The sequence below is a fragment of the Lunatimonas lonarensis genome, assembly GCF_000390185.1.
Lineage (GTDB): Bacteria > Bacteroidota > Bacteroidia > Cytophagales > Cyclobacteriaceae > Lunatimonas > Lunatimonas lonarensis.
In genome coordinates this window covers 70514-86990 of the sequence record NZ_AQHR01000114.1, presented here as the reverse complement: position 1 = coordinate 86990, position 16477 = coordinate 70514, and the positions used below count along the sequence as shown (strand labels likewise).

12 protein-coding genes are annotated in these 16477 nt (G+C 46.8%); 9 read left to right on the top strand and 3 right to left on the bottom strand.

The features are described from left to right. The first annotated feature begins 1 nt into the window (after window position 1). Together metH and metF are read left to right on the top strand one after the other, a co-directional pair. Window positions 2-2713, top strand: a complete 2712-nt coding sequence (metH, locus tag ADIS_RS21065) for a methionine synthase (RefSeq protein WP_010856758.1) — start codon at window positions 2-4, stop codon at window positions 2711-2713. Between the two features lie 58 nt (window positions 2714-2771). Next, a complete protein-coding gene (gene metF, locus ADIS_RS21060; RefSeq protein ID WP_010856757.1) occupies window positions 2772-3725 on the top strand; it encodes a methylenetetrahydrofolate reductase [NAD(P)H] in 954 nt (317 codons plus the stop codon). 31 nt (window positions 3726-3756) lie between these two features. Here the strand turns inward: metF and dprA are convergent, their stop codons facing one another. From dprA to ADIS_RS21045, 3 genes are all read right to left on the bottom strand, one after another. Continuing rightward, complete coding sequence (gene dprA, locus ADIS_RS21055) at window positions 3757-4890, bottom strand: DNA-processing protein DprA (protein WP_010856756.1); 1134 nt, start codon at window positions 4888-4890, stop codon at window positions 3757-3759. Further along, a complete protein-coding gene (locus ADIS_RS21050; RefSeq protein WP_035807200.1) occupies window positions 4871-5224 on the bottom strand; it encodes a MerR family transcriptional regulator in 354 nt (117 codons plus the stop codon). The genes dprA and ADIS_RS21050 overlap by 20 nt, the downstream gene beginning before the upstream one ends. 122 nt (window positions 5225-5346) lie before the next feature. Next, the gene (locus ADIS_RS21045; RefSeq protein WP_010856754.1) at window positions 5347-6324 is read right to left on the bottom strand and encodes a M23 family metallopeptidase; all 978 of its coding nucleotides are present in this window, start codon (window positions 6322-6324) and stop codon (window positions 5347-5349) included. Window positions 6325-6479: 155 nt separating this feature from the next. On the opposite strand from ADIS_RS21045, the gene alaS reads away from it, so the two are divergent. The 7 genes from alaS (at window position 6480) to ADIS_RS21010 (ending at window position 16430) form a co-directional block, all read left to right on the top strand. Next, window positions 6480-9107, top strand: coding sequence for an alanine--tRNA ligase (gene alaS / locus ADIS_RS21040; RefSeq protein WP_010856753.1), 2628 nt, complete (start codon window positions 6480-6482; stop codon window positions 9105-9107). A gap of 80 nt (window positions 9108-9187) precedes the next feature. Further along, window positions 9188-10669, top strand: a complete 1482-nt coding sequence (gene gatB / locus ADIS_RS21035) for an Asp-tRNA(Asn)/Glu-tRNA(Gln) amidotransferase subunit GatB (protein WP_394330322.1) — start codon at window positions 9188-9190, stop codon at window positions 10667-10669. A gap of 10 nt (window positions 10670-10679) precedes the next feature. Beyond that, window positions 10680-11798, top strand: a complete 1119-nt coding sequence (locus ADIS_RS21030; RefSeq protein WP_035807198.1) for a TlpA disulfide reductase family protein — start codon at window positions 10680-10682, stop codon at window positions 11796-11798. 273 nt (window positions 11799-12071) lie between these two features. Then, on the top strand, window positions 12072-12542 hold the full coding sequence (locus tag ADIS_RS21025; protein ID WP_035807197.1) for a hypothetical protein: 471 nt from the start codon (window positions 12072-12074) through the stop codon (window positions 12540-12542). A gap of 30 nt (window positions 12543-12572) precedes the next feature. After that, window positions 12573-13151 (top strand): hypothetical protein, encoded by a 579-nt coding sequence (locus tag ADIS_RS21020; RefSeq protein ID WP_010856749.1) that lies wholly within the window; start codon window positions 12573-12575, stop codon window positions 13149-13151. After that, window positions 13148-13987, top strand: a complete 840-nt coding sequence (locus tag ADIS_RS23500) for a hypothetical protein (protein ID WP_010856748.1) — start codon at window positions 13148-13150, stop codon at window positions 13985-13987. Before ADIS_RS21020 ends, ADIS_RS23500 begins: the two co-directional genes overlap by 4 nt. Next, the gene (locus tag ADIS_RS21010; RefSeq protein ID WP_010856747.1) at window positions 13974-16430 is read left to right on the top strand and encodes a leucine-rich repeat domain-containing protein; all 2457 of its coding nucleotides are present in this window, start codon (window positions 13974-13976) and stop codon (window positions 16428-16430) included. Before ADIS_RS23500 ends, ADIS_RS21010 begins: the two co-directional genes overlap by 14 nt. The last annotated feature ends 47 nt before the right edge of the window (window positions 16431-16477 follow it).

Here is a 16477-nt window from a genome sequence, read left to right as displayed (position 1 = left end):
GATGAAGGCAAAACCAATAAATACCAATTTCCTTAAGCTGTCCGGACTGGAGCCGCTGGTCTTTACACCGGAACTTAACTTTGTAAATATTGGAGAACGTACCAATATAACCGGTTCCAAGAGATTCGCCCGGTTGATTTTGGACGGGGACTATGATCAGGCCCTAGAGGTAGCCTTGGATCAGGTGCGGGGCGGTGCGCAGATTTTGGATGTGTGCATGGATGAGGCGATGCTGGATGGAGAGGCCGCCATGGTAAAGTACCTGAACCTGATTGCTTCGGAACCTGAAATCAGCCGGATCCCCATCATGGTGGACAGTTCCAAGTTTTCCATTATTGTGGCCGGCCTAAAGTGCCTGCAGGGTAAAGGGATAGTTAACTCCATTAGTTTAAAAAACGGGGAAAGCGAATTTTTGGAGCAGGGCAAGATCGTTAAGAAATTTGGTGCAGCGGTGGTGGTCATGGCCTTTGACGAGGCCGGACAGGCAGATACCTACGAGCGGCGTATAGAAATATGCAGGCGAAGTTACGACCTGCTGACCAAACGCATCGGCTTTAATCCACAGGACATAATTTTTGACCCCAATATTTTCCCGGTAGCAACGGGCATGGACGAGCATAGGACGAACGCGATTGATTTTTTCCGTGCGACCAAATGGATCAAGCAAAACCTACCCGGCGCGAAAGTTAGTGGTGGGGTAAGTAACGTGAGTTTCTCCTTTCGCGGGAATAACCCGGTTCGTGAAGCGATGCACGCGGTGTTTCTGTACCACGCCATCCGGCACGGCATGGATATGGGTATCGTAAACCCGACCATGCTAGAGGTGTATGACGACATACCCAAAGACCTGCTGGAGCATGTGGAAGACGTCATCTGGAATAAGCGTGAGGATGCCACCGAGCGGTTGCTTGAGTTTGCCGAAACGGTCAAGGCGAGTGGTAAGAAGGCAAAAATGGACGACTCATGGAGGCACGATCCCGTTGAAAAAAGAATAGAGCACGCCTTGGTGAAAGGAATCATCGACTACGTCGTAGAGGATACCGAGGAAGCCCGGCAGCAGTTGGGTGATCCCCTTAAAGTGATAGAAGGCCCCCTCATGGATGGGATGAACGTGGTTGGGGATCTATTTGGGGAGGGTAAAATGTTTCTGCCCCAAGTGGTAAAGAGCGCGCGGGTAATGAAAAAGGCCGTAGCCTATTTGGAGCCCTTTATGCCCAAAGCGGGAGATGAGGGTTATGTTGAAAACGGCTCCTCTTCGATCAAGAAAATCCTGTTGGCGACCGTAAAAGGAGATGTCCATGACATCGGCAAAAATATCGTAGGTGTGGTATTGGCCTGTAACAGTTATCAGATCATTGATTTGGGGGTAATGGTGGAGGCTGAGCGGATTTTGGATGAGGCCATTGCCCAACGGGTGGACATTGTGGGCCTGAGTGGTCTTATCACGCCCTCTCTGGATGAAATGGTCAATGTGGCCGCAGAGATGGAGCGTAGGGGTATGACTATTCCCCTGCTTATTGGCGGGGCTACCACCTCCCGCATACATACCGCCGTTAAGATTGATCCGGTCTATTCCGGTGCCGTCGTACACGTGGCAGACGCATCCAAGTCGGTTCCCGTCGCAGGGGAATCTATCCATGAAGCAACAAAGGATGCCTTCCGGGCACAGATGAAGGAAACGTACCAGCGGTTAAGGGAAGAGCACGAGTCCAAACAACAGGCGAAGCAACTGGCGACATTTGATGAAGCCAAGGCGAATGCTACCCGAATAGAATGGGAGAATTATACGCCTGCGAAACCCAAAAAGCTTGGGGTGACTACCCTAAAGGACATTGATCTTCAAGTTTTGAGGAACTACATAGACTGGACGCCGTTTTTCAGCACCTGGATGCTTTCCGGCAAGTTCCCAAAGATATTGGATAACCCCGTAGTGGGTGCGGAGGCACGCCGCTTGTACGAAGAGGCCAACGCCATGTTGGATCAGTTGATTGCCGAAAAGTGGGTTTCCGCCAATGCGGTTATTGGGCTTTTTCCGGTAGAAAGGGAGGGAGAGGATGTGTACATAGCGAAGGAGTTTGCGGGGGAAGTGGAGAGGAAATTCTGTTTTCTCCGTCAGCAGGGCAAAAAGGGGAAGGGTGTGCCGAACCGTAGCTTGGTAGATTACATCCATCCCAGCCAGCCGGATTATTTGGGGTGTTTTGCCGTAACCGCGGGTTTGGGGATAGAGACCAAACTGAAGGAGTTTGCAGATGACGGGGATGACTACAATGATATTATGCTAAAGGCCTTGGCAGACCGGCTGGCGGAAGCCTGCGCGGAGTATGTACATTTTTTGGTCAGGTCAGTTTACTGGGGCTATGCGCCCGGCGAAATGCTAAGCAACGACGAATTGATCCAGGAGTCCTATCTTGGGATTCGTCCCGCTCCGGGCTATCCAGCCTGTCCGGAGCATTCTGAAAAGCGAACGCTGTTTGATCTCCTACAGGCGGAGCGTATAGGGATGACGTTGACGGACAGTTTTGCCATGTATCCCGCGTCCTCTGTCAGTGGATTCTATTTTGCCCACCCAGAGAGTGCCTATTTCGGATTAGGAAAAATAGGCGAGGACCAGGTGATTGATTATGCCGAAAGAAAGGGCATCTCCAAAGAGCAGGCGGAGCGGTGGTTGTCTCCAAATTTAGGCTATATGCCCGGGGTGTTCAATCCCGCATAGAAGGGTATCTCAAAGTCTGTCGCACCAACATCAAATTCAAAAAAACGCTTATTGACGCATGAAAATAACCGAACATATTTCCCAAGCCTCAAAAACCCTGTTTTCCTTTGAGATTCTTCCTCCGTTAAAGGGTCAGAGTCTGCACGATATGTTGGCAGGCATCGAACCGCTGATGGAGTTTAAGCCTCCGTTTGTTGATGTGACCTATCACAGGGAGGAGTTCATCTACAAGCAACATCCCGGAGGACTTTTACAGAAAGTGAGTACCAAAAAAAGACCCGGCACTGTGGGGATTTGTGCGGCCTTAATGAGCCGCTTTCAGGTGGAGCCGGTTCCTCATCTTCTTTGTGGCGGTTTTACGAAGGAAGAAACAGAAAATGCCCTGATTGACCTAGAGTTTATCGGTGTCCAGAATGTGCTGGCTCTTAGGGGGGATGCGGACAAGTCGGTAGGAAGGTTTGTCGCAGAGCGGGACGGCCATAGTTTTGCATGGGAGCTGGTGAAGCAGATTTCGGATATGAATAAAGGGGTCTACCTTCATGACGAGACGGAAAGTGGTTTTCACACAGACTTTTGTATTGGGGTGGCCGGGTACCCTGAAAAGCACTTTGAAGCGCCGAGCTTAAAGTATGACCTGAAGTACCTGAAGCAAAAAATTGACGCGGGTGCCGAATACATCGTTACGCAGATGTTTTTTGACAATCAAAAATACTTTGAGTATGTGGAGAAAGTGCGGGCGGCCGGGATTGACGTGCCGATCATTCCCGGTTTAAAGCCAATCACATCACTTTCCCAAATAGTCAATCTGCCCAGAACATTCTTTCTGGACCTGCCGGACGGCCTCATGGAGGAGCTTGAGAGGTGCAAGTCCAATGCGGATGTAAAGGAGGTTGGCATTGCGTGGGCGATCCAGCAGAGCAAAGAACTAGTAAAGGCAGGGGTGCCCTCCCTGCACTACTATACGATGAGCAAGGCCGACGCTACCTATCGAATCGCCAAGGAGGTGTTTTGATTAAACCCAAATGGACGGTAACCATTGCCCGTCAACGGTTTCTTGGAGTGGTTCGTTGGTATTTTTTTCCCGGAAGGGATTTTAACAAACCCTGAAATTCAAGGTTCAGGAGTTTGGAAGCCAGCAGTGGAATAGGTATTTGGCTTTTCCAGCTAAGTTGGTCAATGTCCACTTCTTTTTCCTCGGTAAGAATCTGGAGAATGGCACGTTCCATGGGCTCAAAGTCGTCCCAGTTGAGGTGCACGATTGGGGGCTGGAGATCCTCTGCATTCGTTGTCCAAGAAAAAGCTCCTGCAATATCCTGCGGCCCCATGTAGATGGCGGCTTTCATGGTGCGGATAAGGTTATTGCATCCCTCGCTATACGTAGCCTGCAGGTTTCCCGGCACGGCAAAGATTTCCTTGTTATAGCTGTAAGCGATTTCCGCCGTAATAAGGGCACCTCCTTTTTTTGCGGCTTCGACAATCACGACGGCATCGGAAAGACCGGCAATGATCCGGTTTCTTTGGGGGAAGTTACTGGCATTCAGGGGTGAACCAATTCGGTATTCAGACACGAGCCCGCCGGTTTCCATCATAGATTTGGCGGTCTGTCCATGATGGGCGGGGTATATTTTGTTGATGGGGGTTCCCAATACCCCTATAGTTGGAAGCCCATGTTGTAAAGCTGCCCGGTGAGCCTCAATGTCGATGCCGTAGGCCAGCCCACTTACTATGGTGGGCTGATAGGGGGCGAGGTCTTCCACAATTTTGGACGTCATGGCCCTGCCATAGGCGGTGGCGTTTCGGGTTCCGACCAGCCCCACCGTTCTGCCCGGATTTAGGTTTACATTGCCTCGTGTAAACAATAAAATAGGAGCGTCCGGAAAGGCTTTCAAGCGCTGGGGAAACGCGGGATCCAAGTAGGTTACTACGGAAACGGCTTCTTTTTCCGCTTCCTCCAATAAAACCTCTGCTTGCCTTAAAAAAGTGTCCTTCGCCTGGAGTTGTACTAGCAGTTTGGGCCCTATCCCCGGTATTCTAGAGGCCTTGCCTCGGGGTAGTTCGAAAAATCGTTTTGCGGAACCACTGTAACTAATGATGTTTTTATAGATTCCCGGGCCAAGCTGGGGAACAAGGCTGAGTGCTACCGCATATAAGAGATCTTCACCTATCGGTTTTTCCATTTAGACTGTCCCTGATTTCTATTAAAAAGTGTTTTATTTGATTCAATCGGTTGATCATAGCGGCCTTGTCGGGGATGTGGTGGAGGTCTTTTTTGATGATCTCCTGCGCTCCCTGCAGCGTATATCCTTTTTCTTTTACCAAGTGGTATATCAGACGGATTTTCTCAATATCATCCGTTGTAAACCTTCTGTTTCCTTTTTTGTCTTTTTTCGGACGGATAATGTCGAACTCCCCTTCCCAGTACCTGATTAGCGATGTAGCAACCTTGAAGTGCTCAGCCACCTCTCCAATGGAGAAGTATTTCTTTTCTATGTCCCGTTCCTTATATGGCAATTTCTGACCCTTTTTCTCAAAATTAAACAAATTGCATAAAAAAACCTTCCATGGATACCAGGAAAAAATCCGGGTTCCATGGAAGGTTTCGGAATTGAATTTCTTTGGATCAACTCTGTCGTCTAGGACAGGGATTGATTTTCTCTGGAGGCAAGTTCCAGAATTTTGTCAAACTCGGCGGGTTCCAGATCTTTGAAGAAGTAATTGACCGGGTTCATGTATTTGCCGTCTTTTATTACCTCATAGTGCACGTGAGGGGCGGTGGAGGAGCCCGTATTTCCCACCGTACCGATCTGATCCCCCCTTTTTACGCGTTGGCCCACTCGGACACCAAAATCGTTCATGTGGGCATATCGGGTCACGAAACCAAATCCGTGGTCCACTTCAATATGCTTTCCATATCCACCAAACTCGGTACGCACGGTTTTCACCACGCCATCACCTGTAACGTAGATAGGAGTACCTTTGGGAGCTGAGAAGTCTACGCCCGTGTGCATTTTTCGTACTTTTAATATCGGGTGTATCCGCATGCCATACCCGGAAGCCAATCGGTTGAGTTCTTCGTTATGGATGGGTTGGATGGCGGGGATAGAAGCCCAGTATTCTTCCTTGTTTAGAGCCGTTGCCGAAAGCTCATCGTAGGATTTGGACTGCACGAACATTTGCTTTTTCAGGCTTTCCAGCTTTTCCATCACGGAGATGATCATCTTTTCCTGGTTAAGCCCTTTGTCCTTAACTTCCCTAAACCGGTCTGTACCTCCATACCCTGCTCTTCGTACGGTGTTTGGTATAGGTTCTGATTCGAAGATCACCCGGTACAGGTTATCATCCCGTTCCTGTAGATCTCCCATCATCGTTGTAAGGCGGGTAACCTCCTGATCCATAAGCTCATAATAAAGTTTGAGCTCTTTGTTTTCTCTTTTCAACAGCAATTCTTTGGGGCTGTCGAAATAATGGCTGAAGACGATTAAGATTCCAACTGCCAAAAGCGAGGATAAGGATAAAAAACCAAGCGCATTGAGGGTGATATCCCACTTACTCCGCACATATCTTTCGTACTTACAGGTCTTGGGATCGTAATAATATTTTATTCTACTCATGTAGTGAATTGAATGTTAAAACTCCTAATTTTGTGTTCCTTTTCAGCAACCGGAATCTCTGGGAGAGATATGCCTGTCTTCGTGCAACCTACGAACGGCAAATATATAGAATTTACCGACACAATTTCCAATATAGTCAAATAAGCTATCAAATCATGGACGCAAAGCAAATAAGGAAAACATTTATTGATTTTTTTGAATCCAAAGACCACCAATTTGTTCGTTCTGCGCCTATCGTTGTTAAAAATGATCCAACCCTGATGTTTACAAACGCGGGGATGAATCAGTTCAAAGATCTTTTCCTGGGAAATGAGCAACCAGTGTTTCCGAGGGTAGCTAACAGCCAAAAGTGCCTAAGAGTTTCAGGTAAGCACAATGACTTGGAGGAGGTAGGGGTAGACACCTACCATCATACCATGTTTGAGATGTTGGGGAATTGGTCTTTTGGGGACTATTTTAAGAAGGAGGCTATCGAATGGGCCTGGGAATTGCTTACCGAGGTGTACAAACTGCCCGTCGATCGCCTGTATGTCACCGTGTTTGGTGGCGATGCTGGAGACGGACTTGCGCGGGATGAAGAAGCCATGCATCTCTGGCTAAATTGGGTCAGCAATGACCGGGTGCTTTTTGGGTCAAAGAAAGACAACTTCTGGGAAATGGGGGAAACAGGTCCCTGCGGCCCCTGTTCGGAGATACACATTGATCTTAGATCAGAGGAGGAGCGGGCTGTCACAGACGGCCGTGATCTGGTAAACCAAGATCATCCCCAGGTTATTGAAATTTGGAATTTGGTTTTTATCCAGTTTAACCGGACCCAGGACGGTGCACTGAAAGAGCTGCCTGCAAAGCATGTTGATACCGGGATGGGACTGGAGCGTCTGGTGCGTGCCATCCAATGGAAACAATCGAACTACGACACCGATCTTTTTACACCGTTTATTTCGGAGGTTGAACAGTTGTCGGGTAAAAAATACGGCCAGGAGGAGCAAATAGATATCGCCTTTAGGGTAATAGTAGATCACATCCGTGCCATTGCATTCACCATTGCAGACGGACAATTGCCGTCCAATAATAAAGCTGGTTATGTTATCCGCCGGATACTTCGCAGGGCAGTCCGTTATGGCTATACCTTTTTGGGGTTCCGCGAAGCGTTTTTGTACAAACTTATGCCAACGCTGGCGGCAAATTTTGGTGCCGTTTTCCCAGAGGTGGCGGAGCAGTTGGATTTTGTCTCAAAGGTTATCTTGGAAGAGGAGCAGTCCTTTTTGCGTACCCTCGATAAGGGCCTTCGTATTTTGGATCAAATAAAGTCAGAGCTTGACGAGGCGGGCCTACGTGTAATTTCCGGACAGCAGGCGTTTGAGCTGTATGATACCTATGGATTTCCGTTGGATTTGACATCCCTGATTGCCAGGGAACAGGGATACTCGGTGGATGAGGTCGCCTTTGCCAAAGCAATGGCGGAGCAAAAGGATCGTTCCCGTGCGGCAGCCGAACAAGAAACGGGGGACTGGGTTTTGGTAGGCGACGAGGAAGGTACGGAGTTCATTGGTTACGACGAGCTTTTTACCTCCAGCCGAATCATAAAGTATCGGGAGATTGTTGAGAAAAAAGGGAAGAAGTTTCAGGTAGTACTGGACCGAACTCCGTTTTATGCAGAGAGTGGGGGGCAGGTTGGTGATAAAGGGGTCATCAGAAGTGCGGCCGAAACGTTGCGGGTGATGGATACCCGCAAGGAAAACGAACTGATTGTACACCTTGTGGATAAAATACCTGTTGATCCTACGTTGGAGTTTATCAGCGAGGTAAACAGGGACCGCAGGGAGCTCATTATGAAAAACCATTCTGCAACCCACTTGTTGCAGGCAGCGCTGCGGCAAGTATTAGGAGATCATGTGCAGCAGCGGGGTTCTCTCGTGAATGAGGAGCTCCTACGGTTTGATTTTTCTCATTTTGCAAAGATGAGTGAGGAGGAAATCGAACAGGTGGAAACAATTGTGAACAATAAGATCAGAGATAATATTGCGTTGCAGGAAATGAGAAACGTCCCGATTGACAAAGCCAAGGCCATGGGCGCAACGGCACTTTTTGGTGAGAAGTACGGTGATTATGTTCGGGTGATTACGTTTGGTAGTGACTATTCCGTGGAGCTTTGCGGGGGTACACACGTACCCGCTACGGGGTGTGTTGGATTCTTCAAGATCATTTCAGAGGGATCCATCTCCGCCGGGGTAAGGCGGCTTGAGGCTGTAACCGGAGGCCAGGCGGAATTATTTGTGCGGGAGCAGCTGAAAACGTTACGGGGTGTCCAGGAGATGTTGAAATCGCCACGTGACCTGGAAAAGAGTGTTGCCACGCTGCTGAAAGAAAAGGCAGAGCTTCGTAAGGAGTTGGATGCCCTACAACTGAAAGAGGCCGGGCATATCAAAGCCAAGCTAATCGAGGAAATCCGCGTGAAAGATGGAATGGAAGTGTTGGTGGCGGAGGTAGTGTTGCCCCATTCCGATGCGCTTAAGAAGCTGGCCTATGAACTGAAAAATGAGAGGGAGCGATTCGTGGGAATTTTTGCCGCGTCCGTAGGGGATAAACCCCAGCTCGCCGTGGTGATTTCTGACGAACTGGTCTCCGAAAGACAACTTGATGCGGTGAAGATCGTTAGGGAATTGGCACAACACATTCAGGGCGGAGGTGGAGGGCAGCCCTTTTTCGCCACCGCTGGCGGAAAGAATTCCGAAGGGCTTTCGGCGGCAGCAGGCCATGCCAGAAACCTGTTTTCCTTATAAGCGGTTGAATTAATGCCTTTAAAGATTTGGTTTTAGGTCAAATCTCTCCCATTTTTGGTACCCGAATCAGCGAATTGAATATGATTGAAGAAAAAAAGCAAGTAATCTTAGAACCAGCGGTTAAGGAAAAATATGAATTGGTCATTGGCTTGGAAGTCCACGCGCAGTTATTGACAAACAGCAAAATGTACACCGCGGATTCTACGATGTACGGAAACCTTCCAAACACCAATATTTCCGTTATTACCCTTGGTCATCCAGGTACCTTGCCAAAGGTCAACAAAAAAGCGGTTGAGTTTGCTGTCAAAATGGGGTTGGCCTGTGATTGCCATATCACCCGCAGAAATATCTTTGCCAGGAAGAATTATTTTTATCCGGACCTTCCAAAAGGCTACCAAGTGACCCAAGACAAAGATCCGATCTGCGTAGGTGGATCGGTACCTATTATTTTGTCAAGTGGTGAAAGGAAGAACATAGCGCTGACTCGGATTCACCTGGAGGAGGATGCGGGCAAATCCATTCACTTGGCCGGGGAGGTGGACACGTTGGTAGACTTTAATCGAGCCGGTGTGCCGCTGATAGAAATCGTGTCAGAACCGGATATGCGTTCTTCAGAGGAGGCCTATCAGTTTTTGACCGAAATCAAAAAGCTTGTCAAATACCTCGATATCTGTGACGGCAACATGGAGGAAGGCTCGCTTCGTTGCGATGCCAACGTTTCTATACGTCTGAAAGGCTCCACTCAGTTGGGTAAGAAGGTTGAGGTAAAGAATATGAACTCGTTCAGAAATGTCGCCAGGGCGATAGAGCATGAGTTCGAGCGACAAATAATTTTGGAGGAACAAGGAGAGGAAATTGTATCGGAAACCCGAACTTTTGATGCTGCAGCTGGTACCACGAGTGGTATGAGAACCAAAGAGGACCTGAACGATTACAGGTATTTTCCCGAACCTGATCTAAGTCCTGTGGTGATATCCGAGGAGTGGCTGGCTTCTATACAAAAGACGCTGCCACCATTACCCAGGGAACTCTACGAGAAGTTTGTGACCACTTACGGGTTGCCTGAATACGATGCCGGTGTTTTGACGGATAGCAAAGAAATAGCCCTCTACTTTGAGGAACTCTGCGCATTAACGTCAAATTACAAGGCCGCATCAAACTGGATGATGGGGCCGATCAAATCTTATCTGAATGAATTAACCCTTCACATTGCGGATTTTCCAATTAGCCCGGTAGCCGTGGCGTCATTGATCGGGATGATCGACGATGGCAAGGTGAGCTTTTCCGCTGCGTCCCAAAAGATCTACCCGGAAATGTTGAAGTCTCCGGAAAAGGCACCCATTGAAATTGCGACAGAGCTTAATCTCATACAGCAAAGCGACGAAGGATCCCTGAAGCCGATTGTAGACCAGGTGCTCGCGGAAAATGCCCAAAAGGTAGAGGAGTACCGAGCAGGGAAGAAGGGTTTGATGGGCATGTTTATGGGGCAAGTGATGAAAAAGAGCCAAGGGAAGGCCGATCCGAAGGTTGCTTCCAAGTTGTTATCCGAAATGTTAGATTAAGAAAGAAATAATGAAATATATAGTTAGCAACTCAGTAGTATTCCTGTCTCTTCTTTTAGTATTGGTAACAGCCTGCGGGGGAAAGGAGGGTGAATTTACCGGAAGTGTGCAGATTACCGGACTTATAAAAAATGCACCTGATGGTTTACTGGTCCTATCCCAGTACAATCAAGAAGGGTCTGCTGTATTGGATACCCTAAAATTGGACAAAAGCGGACGGTTTGAATACGAGGTCGCTTTGGACGAGCCCACGTTCTTTGACCTTAATTTGTTTGATGCAAAGACAGTTCGGTTGGCACTTTATCATGAGGATGCGCATGTTTCCTATGATTTCGAATCAGAGGAACTGGAAATAGGTGGTTCCAAGGATAGCAAGATGCTTCGAAAGATAGACGACTTGACCATACAATACCAAGATGAGATCAACCAGTTGAATGACGAGTATTACCAGGCCATGGGGGATAGGGATCAGCAGGCCATTCGAGGTATTCAGGAAAAGGCCATGGAGCTCGAATCCAACCATTCAAAACGTCTAAAAGGCGTGATCAATGAGATGGAGGGAAGTTTTGCCGCGCTGGCTGGTTTGGGGATGTTGAATCCACGCAATGACTTCGGTTATTTGGACAGCCTGGTTTCTGTTCTGTACACCCGCTACCCGGATATGAAGATGATCCAATCGTGGAAGCAGGAGCTGGACGAAATGAGGGCACTTTCCATTGGACAGCCCGCTCCGGAGATAGCCTTGCCTGATCCGGAAGGGAATCTGGTGAAATTGTCGGACCTACGGGGCAAGTACGTACTGATCGACTTTTGGGCGGGATGGTGCAAGCCGTGTCGGGATGAAAATCCCAACGTGGTGCGCTTATACAATCAGTATAAAGATAAGGGTTTTGAGGTATTCGGCGTCTCCTTGGACAGAACGCGTGAGATGTGGGTGAGGGCTATTGAGGAAGATGGGTTAGCTTGGACTCAGGTGTCTGATCTCAAGTATTTCAACTCAGATGCAGCCGCCACCTATCAGATAAACGCAATCCCTGCTACCTACATGATTGATCCCGAGGGAAACATTTTGGCAAAGGATTTGCGGGGCATGACGCTCGAAAACAAATTGGCTGAATTGTTCGATTAAAACATTTTTTCACCACTGGAAAAATGTTTTTACGAATATCAAAGATTCTTATATATTCGCACCGTGAAAGCGTACATATTGACATTCAATTAGCCGATAAGGCAAATATCTGTCGGTACATGCGTTAAACGCAAAAATTGGGTCTAACCCTTAAACCACCCTAAATCATTACGTAATATTCCAGCATCTATTCCAAAAGCGGTTGAACAAACCAAAAAGTAAAATCCAATTTGGTGAACACTTAAAATTCTCACACTATCTATTATCCTAAACATGAAAAGAAGAAGTTACAATTTCCCCATGAATCGGTTGTTAACCATGATGCTAATAGGATTATTGGCATTAGGAGCCTGTAAGAGCAAGAAAAAGGTGGTGGAAGCTGCCCCTGCTCCAGTACCCGTTGAAGAGCCGGCCCCAGCTCCCAGGCCTGCAGCACCTACCCCGTCTGCCGAAGAAGTAGCAGCAGGTAAGTTGGAAGGGTATTTCAACTCCATCGTGAACGCGCCTAACGTCAATAGCGCGAACAATACGATCAGAGAAGCATTGGGTATGTTCTCAAACCCTAATACCCCTGTTTTGATTGTTATCCACGAAGAGTCCGGTATCAAAGATTACGATGAGCCTACCACCATTGACAGGTACCTTAACTACTTAAAAGACACTAAGAAAAACCTAAACTTTATCAGTGACATCCGGTTAGATGGTAGTGGTAGAGTTACCGAACTCGAATTAAGAAGAAGATAATCTACAAACAGATAAAAGATACACGAAATCATGAAAAAACATATCCTGTCCCTACTAATTCTGTTCATGGCTTCCTCTATGGTGGCTTTGGCACAAAATGATAACATCAGTCCTTCCAGAAAGCAGGCAATCGACTCACTTGCTCTAGAGAAAGTAAAGGACCTTAGCAAGTATATCAGTATCATCGGAAGTAAAGAAACCCAATTCTCTGAAGCTACCAGGGTAATGGACCGTGCAGAGGAGCTGTTTGCCCCTGATGCGGAAATGGGAGTTTCTTCTATCAACCGTAGCGAGATCGCTTACTACAAAGTCCGCAGGTATTTTGAAAGACTAATGGCGTTAAACTATGATCGTGTGAACATCAGCTGGTATGATATTCACTATATTAGTGACCTGGAGCGTCAGCCTGATGGCCGATTTGTCGGTGTGATCACGATCTATCAGCGTTTTGAGGGTACTTCTGCTGAAGCTGGATTGAACTACAGGGATACAACCAAAAAGGACATAACCATTTACGTTGAGAAGAAGCAGACGCAGATCGCCGGTAGAACCATCGAATTCTGGGATGTTATGCTTGGCGACGTGAGGGTGACCGAGACATCAGCATGAGATTAAAAATAATTCTAGTATTATTATTTATTTCATCCTTTCAGAGTGCTCCGGGGCAGATTTTTAACAGCCCCGGAGCAATCAAGGATGACGGTAGATTCGCAGCATCTACCAAACAGGTTAACCAATTCTTTAGACGATTTAACGGAGAAGAAAGCAAGGAGGGGGATAAACGCTACAATCCCGGTGATGAAAATTACCGTAACAGGGATTTAAGACGGTCTTTTATCAACATACTTTTTGACAACGAAACATCTGATCTTCCCGTAGATTTGAAGCGGGAGTTCTTAAACTATGTGACTTCTGATAACTTCCCACAGTACCTGACATTTCATGGCGGAGAGTGGTTTGCTGAGGCATCAACCGTGTTCACGTATGGAGGTAGGTCTCAAGATGTGGTATTGTTTTTGAAGTTGCAGCCTGAGGGGCTTGGGTATGAATGGGTGATTGAAAACGTTCTGTTTGAACCATTCAAAAATGCCTTTGATAAGCCGAAGGGTGACCAGAAGAAGTTCCTGCATCCACTTAGTCACGAGCTTGGTTTTATGAATTTACGAAAGGCTATGCAGGATGACCCCAAGCCGGAATCCTACACGCCGAAGGAGTTCAGGCCAGATTACCTCAGCTTGTTTATTTATGAGATCAAGCGCGGCAACTTGAAATTTGTGACAGTGAAGGAAGTTAAATACCATTTTTTTCAAATCGACAAATGGTATTTTGAGCTTTCCCAATTTAACAGACCGGGATTCAATACTGGCTGGTTGATTTCTAACCTGGTTAAACTTTCCGAAGGGGATAAAGAAGTTGTACTGAAATACATCTATGACAGTAACTAAGCAAATAGGGTTTTTTTTGTTCCTTATGATTCTAGGGTGTGTTTCCGGAGTGAACGCACAGGATATTAAGGGATTTACCAAGCAAGAAATCAAAGACCTGTCCCAAGAGGTGGAGGATCAGGTTCGGTTTCTTCAGTATTTTTTAAATACAGTTGGCAGTAAAGATACTCCTGCCAGGGATAAGGATGTAATAATCCGAGAAAGTTACAAAAAGATATTCCGTGATGATCAGGTTCAGGTTGAGGATGATCTTCTTCTTGACAGAAAGGTGATCACCAATAAAAATATCACTGCCTACCTTAAGGATGTGGAGTTTTTTTTCAAGGACGTCGAATTTCAGTTTAAAGTGAAGGAAGTAAAGCCCAAGCTGAACGACAAAGGAGATTTGTTTTTTGAGATAGCCATGGATAGAACCCTGAGAGGGGTAGGTATCAACAACGAGAAAATCGAAAATACCAAAAACCGATTTGTTGAAATCAATTTTGACAGCAAATCCAAGGAGCTCAAAATAGCGAGTATTTATACTACCCGGTTGAGTAGAGACGAAGAATTGGCCGAGTGGTGGAGTACGCTCTCCTACGAATGGGGCAATTACCTTAGACGAAAATTTGGGTATCAGGAACAGGATTCCATCACGGTCGATGATTTGTATCGAATCAGTAGTTTAGATACATTGGATCTGTCGGGAAATCCGCTGATCATAGACCTCAGTCCCATACAGGCTTTTAATGAATTGAAATACATAGATATTAGTAAAACAAATATCAGGGAGCTTGCGCCTATCAGCAACGTGACGTTTTTATCCTATTTGGATATTTCAAACACACCTACGGAGGATATTCAGTTTATAAAATATTCCGACCGTCTTACTTTTTTGAATATTTCCAATACGGGTGTAAAGGATATTGATGATTTATTGAACCTGAGGAATCTCGTCGACTTGCGGTTGGCCAACACATCATTGCTAGGTTTTGGAGTACTTAACCAGTTTAAGGCCCTCGAAAGCCTCGATTTGGAGGCCAGCGGTTTCAATAACGTTGAAAACATCAGTGAGCTCAAGCGACTGAAATCTCTGAATCTGAAAGATAATTTTCTGATTAATTTTGGATTCTTAGCCGAATTAAGCTCCTTAGAGGAGATTGTTTTAGAGGGGACGAATATACTCGATTTGAGCCCTCTTGCGGAACTGCCCCAGTTGTGGAAAATAAATATCAATGGAACCGAAGTCAGCTCATTGGCTGCCCTGAACGGATCGACCAATGTGCGACGGATATACGCCGATAGATCTACGATATCCGAAGAAAGTGCCGTTGAGTTTGCGCGACGGAATCGCAGAATCTTGCTGATTCACAACGTCGAAAATCTCCAAACCTGGTGGGAAACCCTTCCTGAGGGATGGAATAAAGCACTTATCAGTGTTTTTCCGAGCATGAATTTCCAAAATCCTTCGGTTGAGGAATTGTCAGAACTTGTTGGTATCGATTCATTGAACCTTTCAGGTTCTGAGGTGACCAATTTGCGTCCTGTCTTAAAATTCAAAAAGATTTACTTCCTTGCGTTCGATCAGACGAAGGTTCAGGATTTGTCGCCTCTTGTTGAAATGAAAACACTGACGACATTGAGAGCCAGTCAAACTTCGGTGACAAACGTAGAGGCCATCGCCGGGCTAAACGGATTGGAATACTTGTTTTTAAAGGGGACTGGTGTCGCAAACGTGGAGCCGTTGAAAGGGCTATCCAAATTGAGATACATTGACCTGGATGATACTGCCGTGCCCAAATGGGAAGCGGAAGCGTTGGCTGTTTTACTTCCGGGCGCGACCGTCGTTTACCGAACGGATGAATTGATGGCCTGGTGGGGCTCCCTGAATGATCAATGGATGGGGATCTTCCGAGGGCAGTTTGATCTGGACGCGTCTCCTACCTCGGAGCAATTACACTACATGACCTCGAAGACAGAGGTCATCATAGAAAACAATGAGGTATTTGACCTAGAGGCTGCCTTGGTGTTTTTCAACCTTCGTACCCTTTCCATCTTTAATGCACCATTGAACGATATTTCTGCTGTGACCCGCATGGAGAACCTACAGTCATTGAAGATGTCGCAAGTTCCGGTAAGGGACCTGTTGCCACTCTCCAATTTGGTTTCTTTGGAGGAGTTGGATCTATCCAATACCGGTGTAGAGGATCTTCGCCCGATCGGCGGGCTCAACAGGCTCAAGCGATTGATTTTATCTGGTACAAACATTAGCCGCCTTAGGGGACTTGAGACACTCTATGATCTGAGGGAGCTGGATATTGCAAGCACAAATGTCAAATCACTTAAACCAATTACGCATCTTATCAATCTGGAACGCCTCGTCTGTTTTAATACGCGTATTAATCAACGGGCTGTTGACAATTTTAAAAAGGTGAATCCCAAGTGTGATGTAAGGTTTTACTAGTAGGGCAGGAATTTGTCAGCGGATTCTGGAGGAATTCGGTTCCGTTT

What these genes read in the sequence shown, in the direction of transcription:
- ADIS_RS21010 (WP_010856747.1), top strand. Translation starts at nt 13,974, where the DNA reads ATGACAGTAACTAAGCAAATAGGGTTTTTTTTGTTCCTTATGATTCTA.
- ADIS_RS21030 (WP_035807198.1), top strand. Translation starts at nt 10,680, where the DNA reads ATGAAATATATAGTTAGCAACTCAGTAGTATTCCTGTCTCTTCTTTTA.
- ADIS_RS21020 (WP_010856749.1), top strand. Translation starts at nt 12,573, where the DNA reads ATGAAAAAACATATCCTGTCCCTACTAATTCTGTTCATGGCTTCCTCT.
- ADIS_RS21045 (WP_010856754.1), bottom strand. Translation starts at nt 6,324, where the DNA reads ATGAGTAGAATAAAATATTATTACGATCCCAAGACCTGTAAGTACGAA.
- alaS (WP_010856753.1), top strand. Translation starts at nt 6,480, where the DNA reads ATGGACGCAAAGCAAATAAGGAAAACATTTATTGATTTTTTTGAATCC.
- dprA (WP_010856756.1), bottom strand. Translation starts at nt 4,890, where the DNA reads ATGGAAAAACCGATAGGTGAAGATCTCTTATATGCGGTAGCACTCAGC.
- ADIS_RS23500 (WP_010856748.1), top strand. Translation starts at nt 13,148, where the DNA reads ATGAGATTAAAAATAATTCTAGTATTATTATTTATTTCATCCTTTCAG.
- gatB (WP_394330322.1), top strand. Translation starts at nt 9,188, where the DNA reads ATGATTGAAGAAAAAAAGCAAGTAATCTTAGAACCAGCGGTTAAGGAA.
- metF (WP_010856757.1), top strand. Translation starts at nt 2,772, where the DNA reads ATGAAAATAACCGAACATATTTCCCAAGCCTCAAAAACCCTGTTTTCC.
- ADIS_RS21025 (WP_035807197.1), top strand. Translation starts at nt 12,072, where the DNA reads ATGAAAAGAAGAAGTTACAATTTCCCCATGAATCGGTTGTTAACCATG.
- metH (WP_010856758.1), top strand. Translation starts at nt 2, where the DNA reads ATGAAGGCAAAACCAATAAATACCAATTTCCTTAAGCTGTCCGGACTG.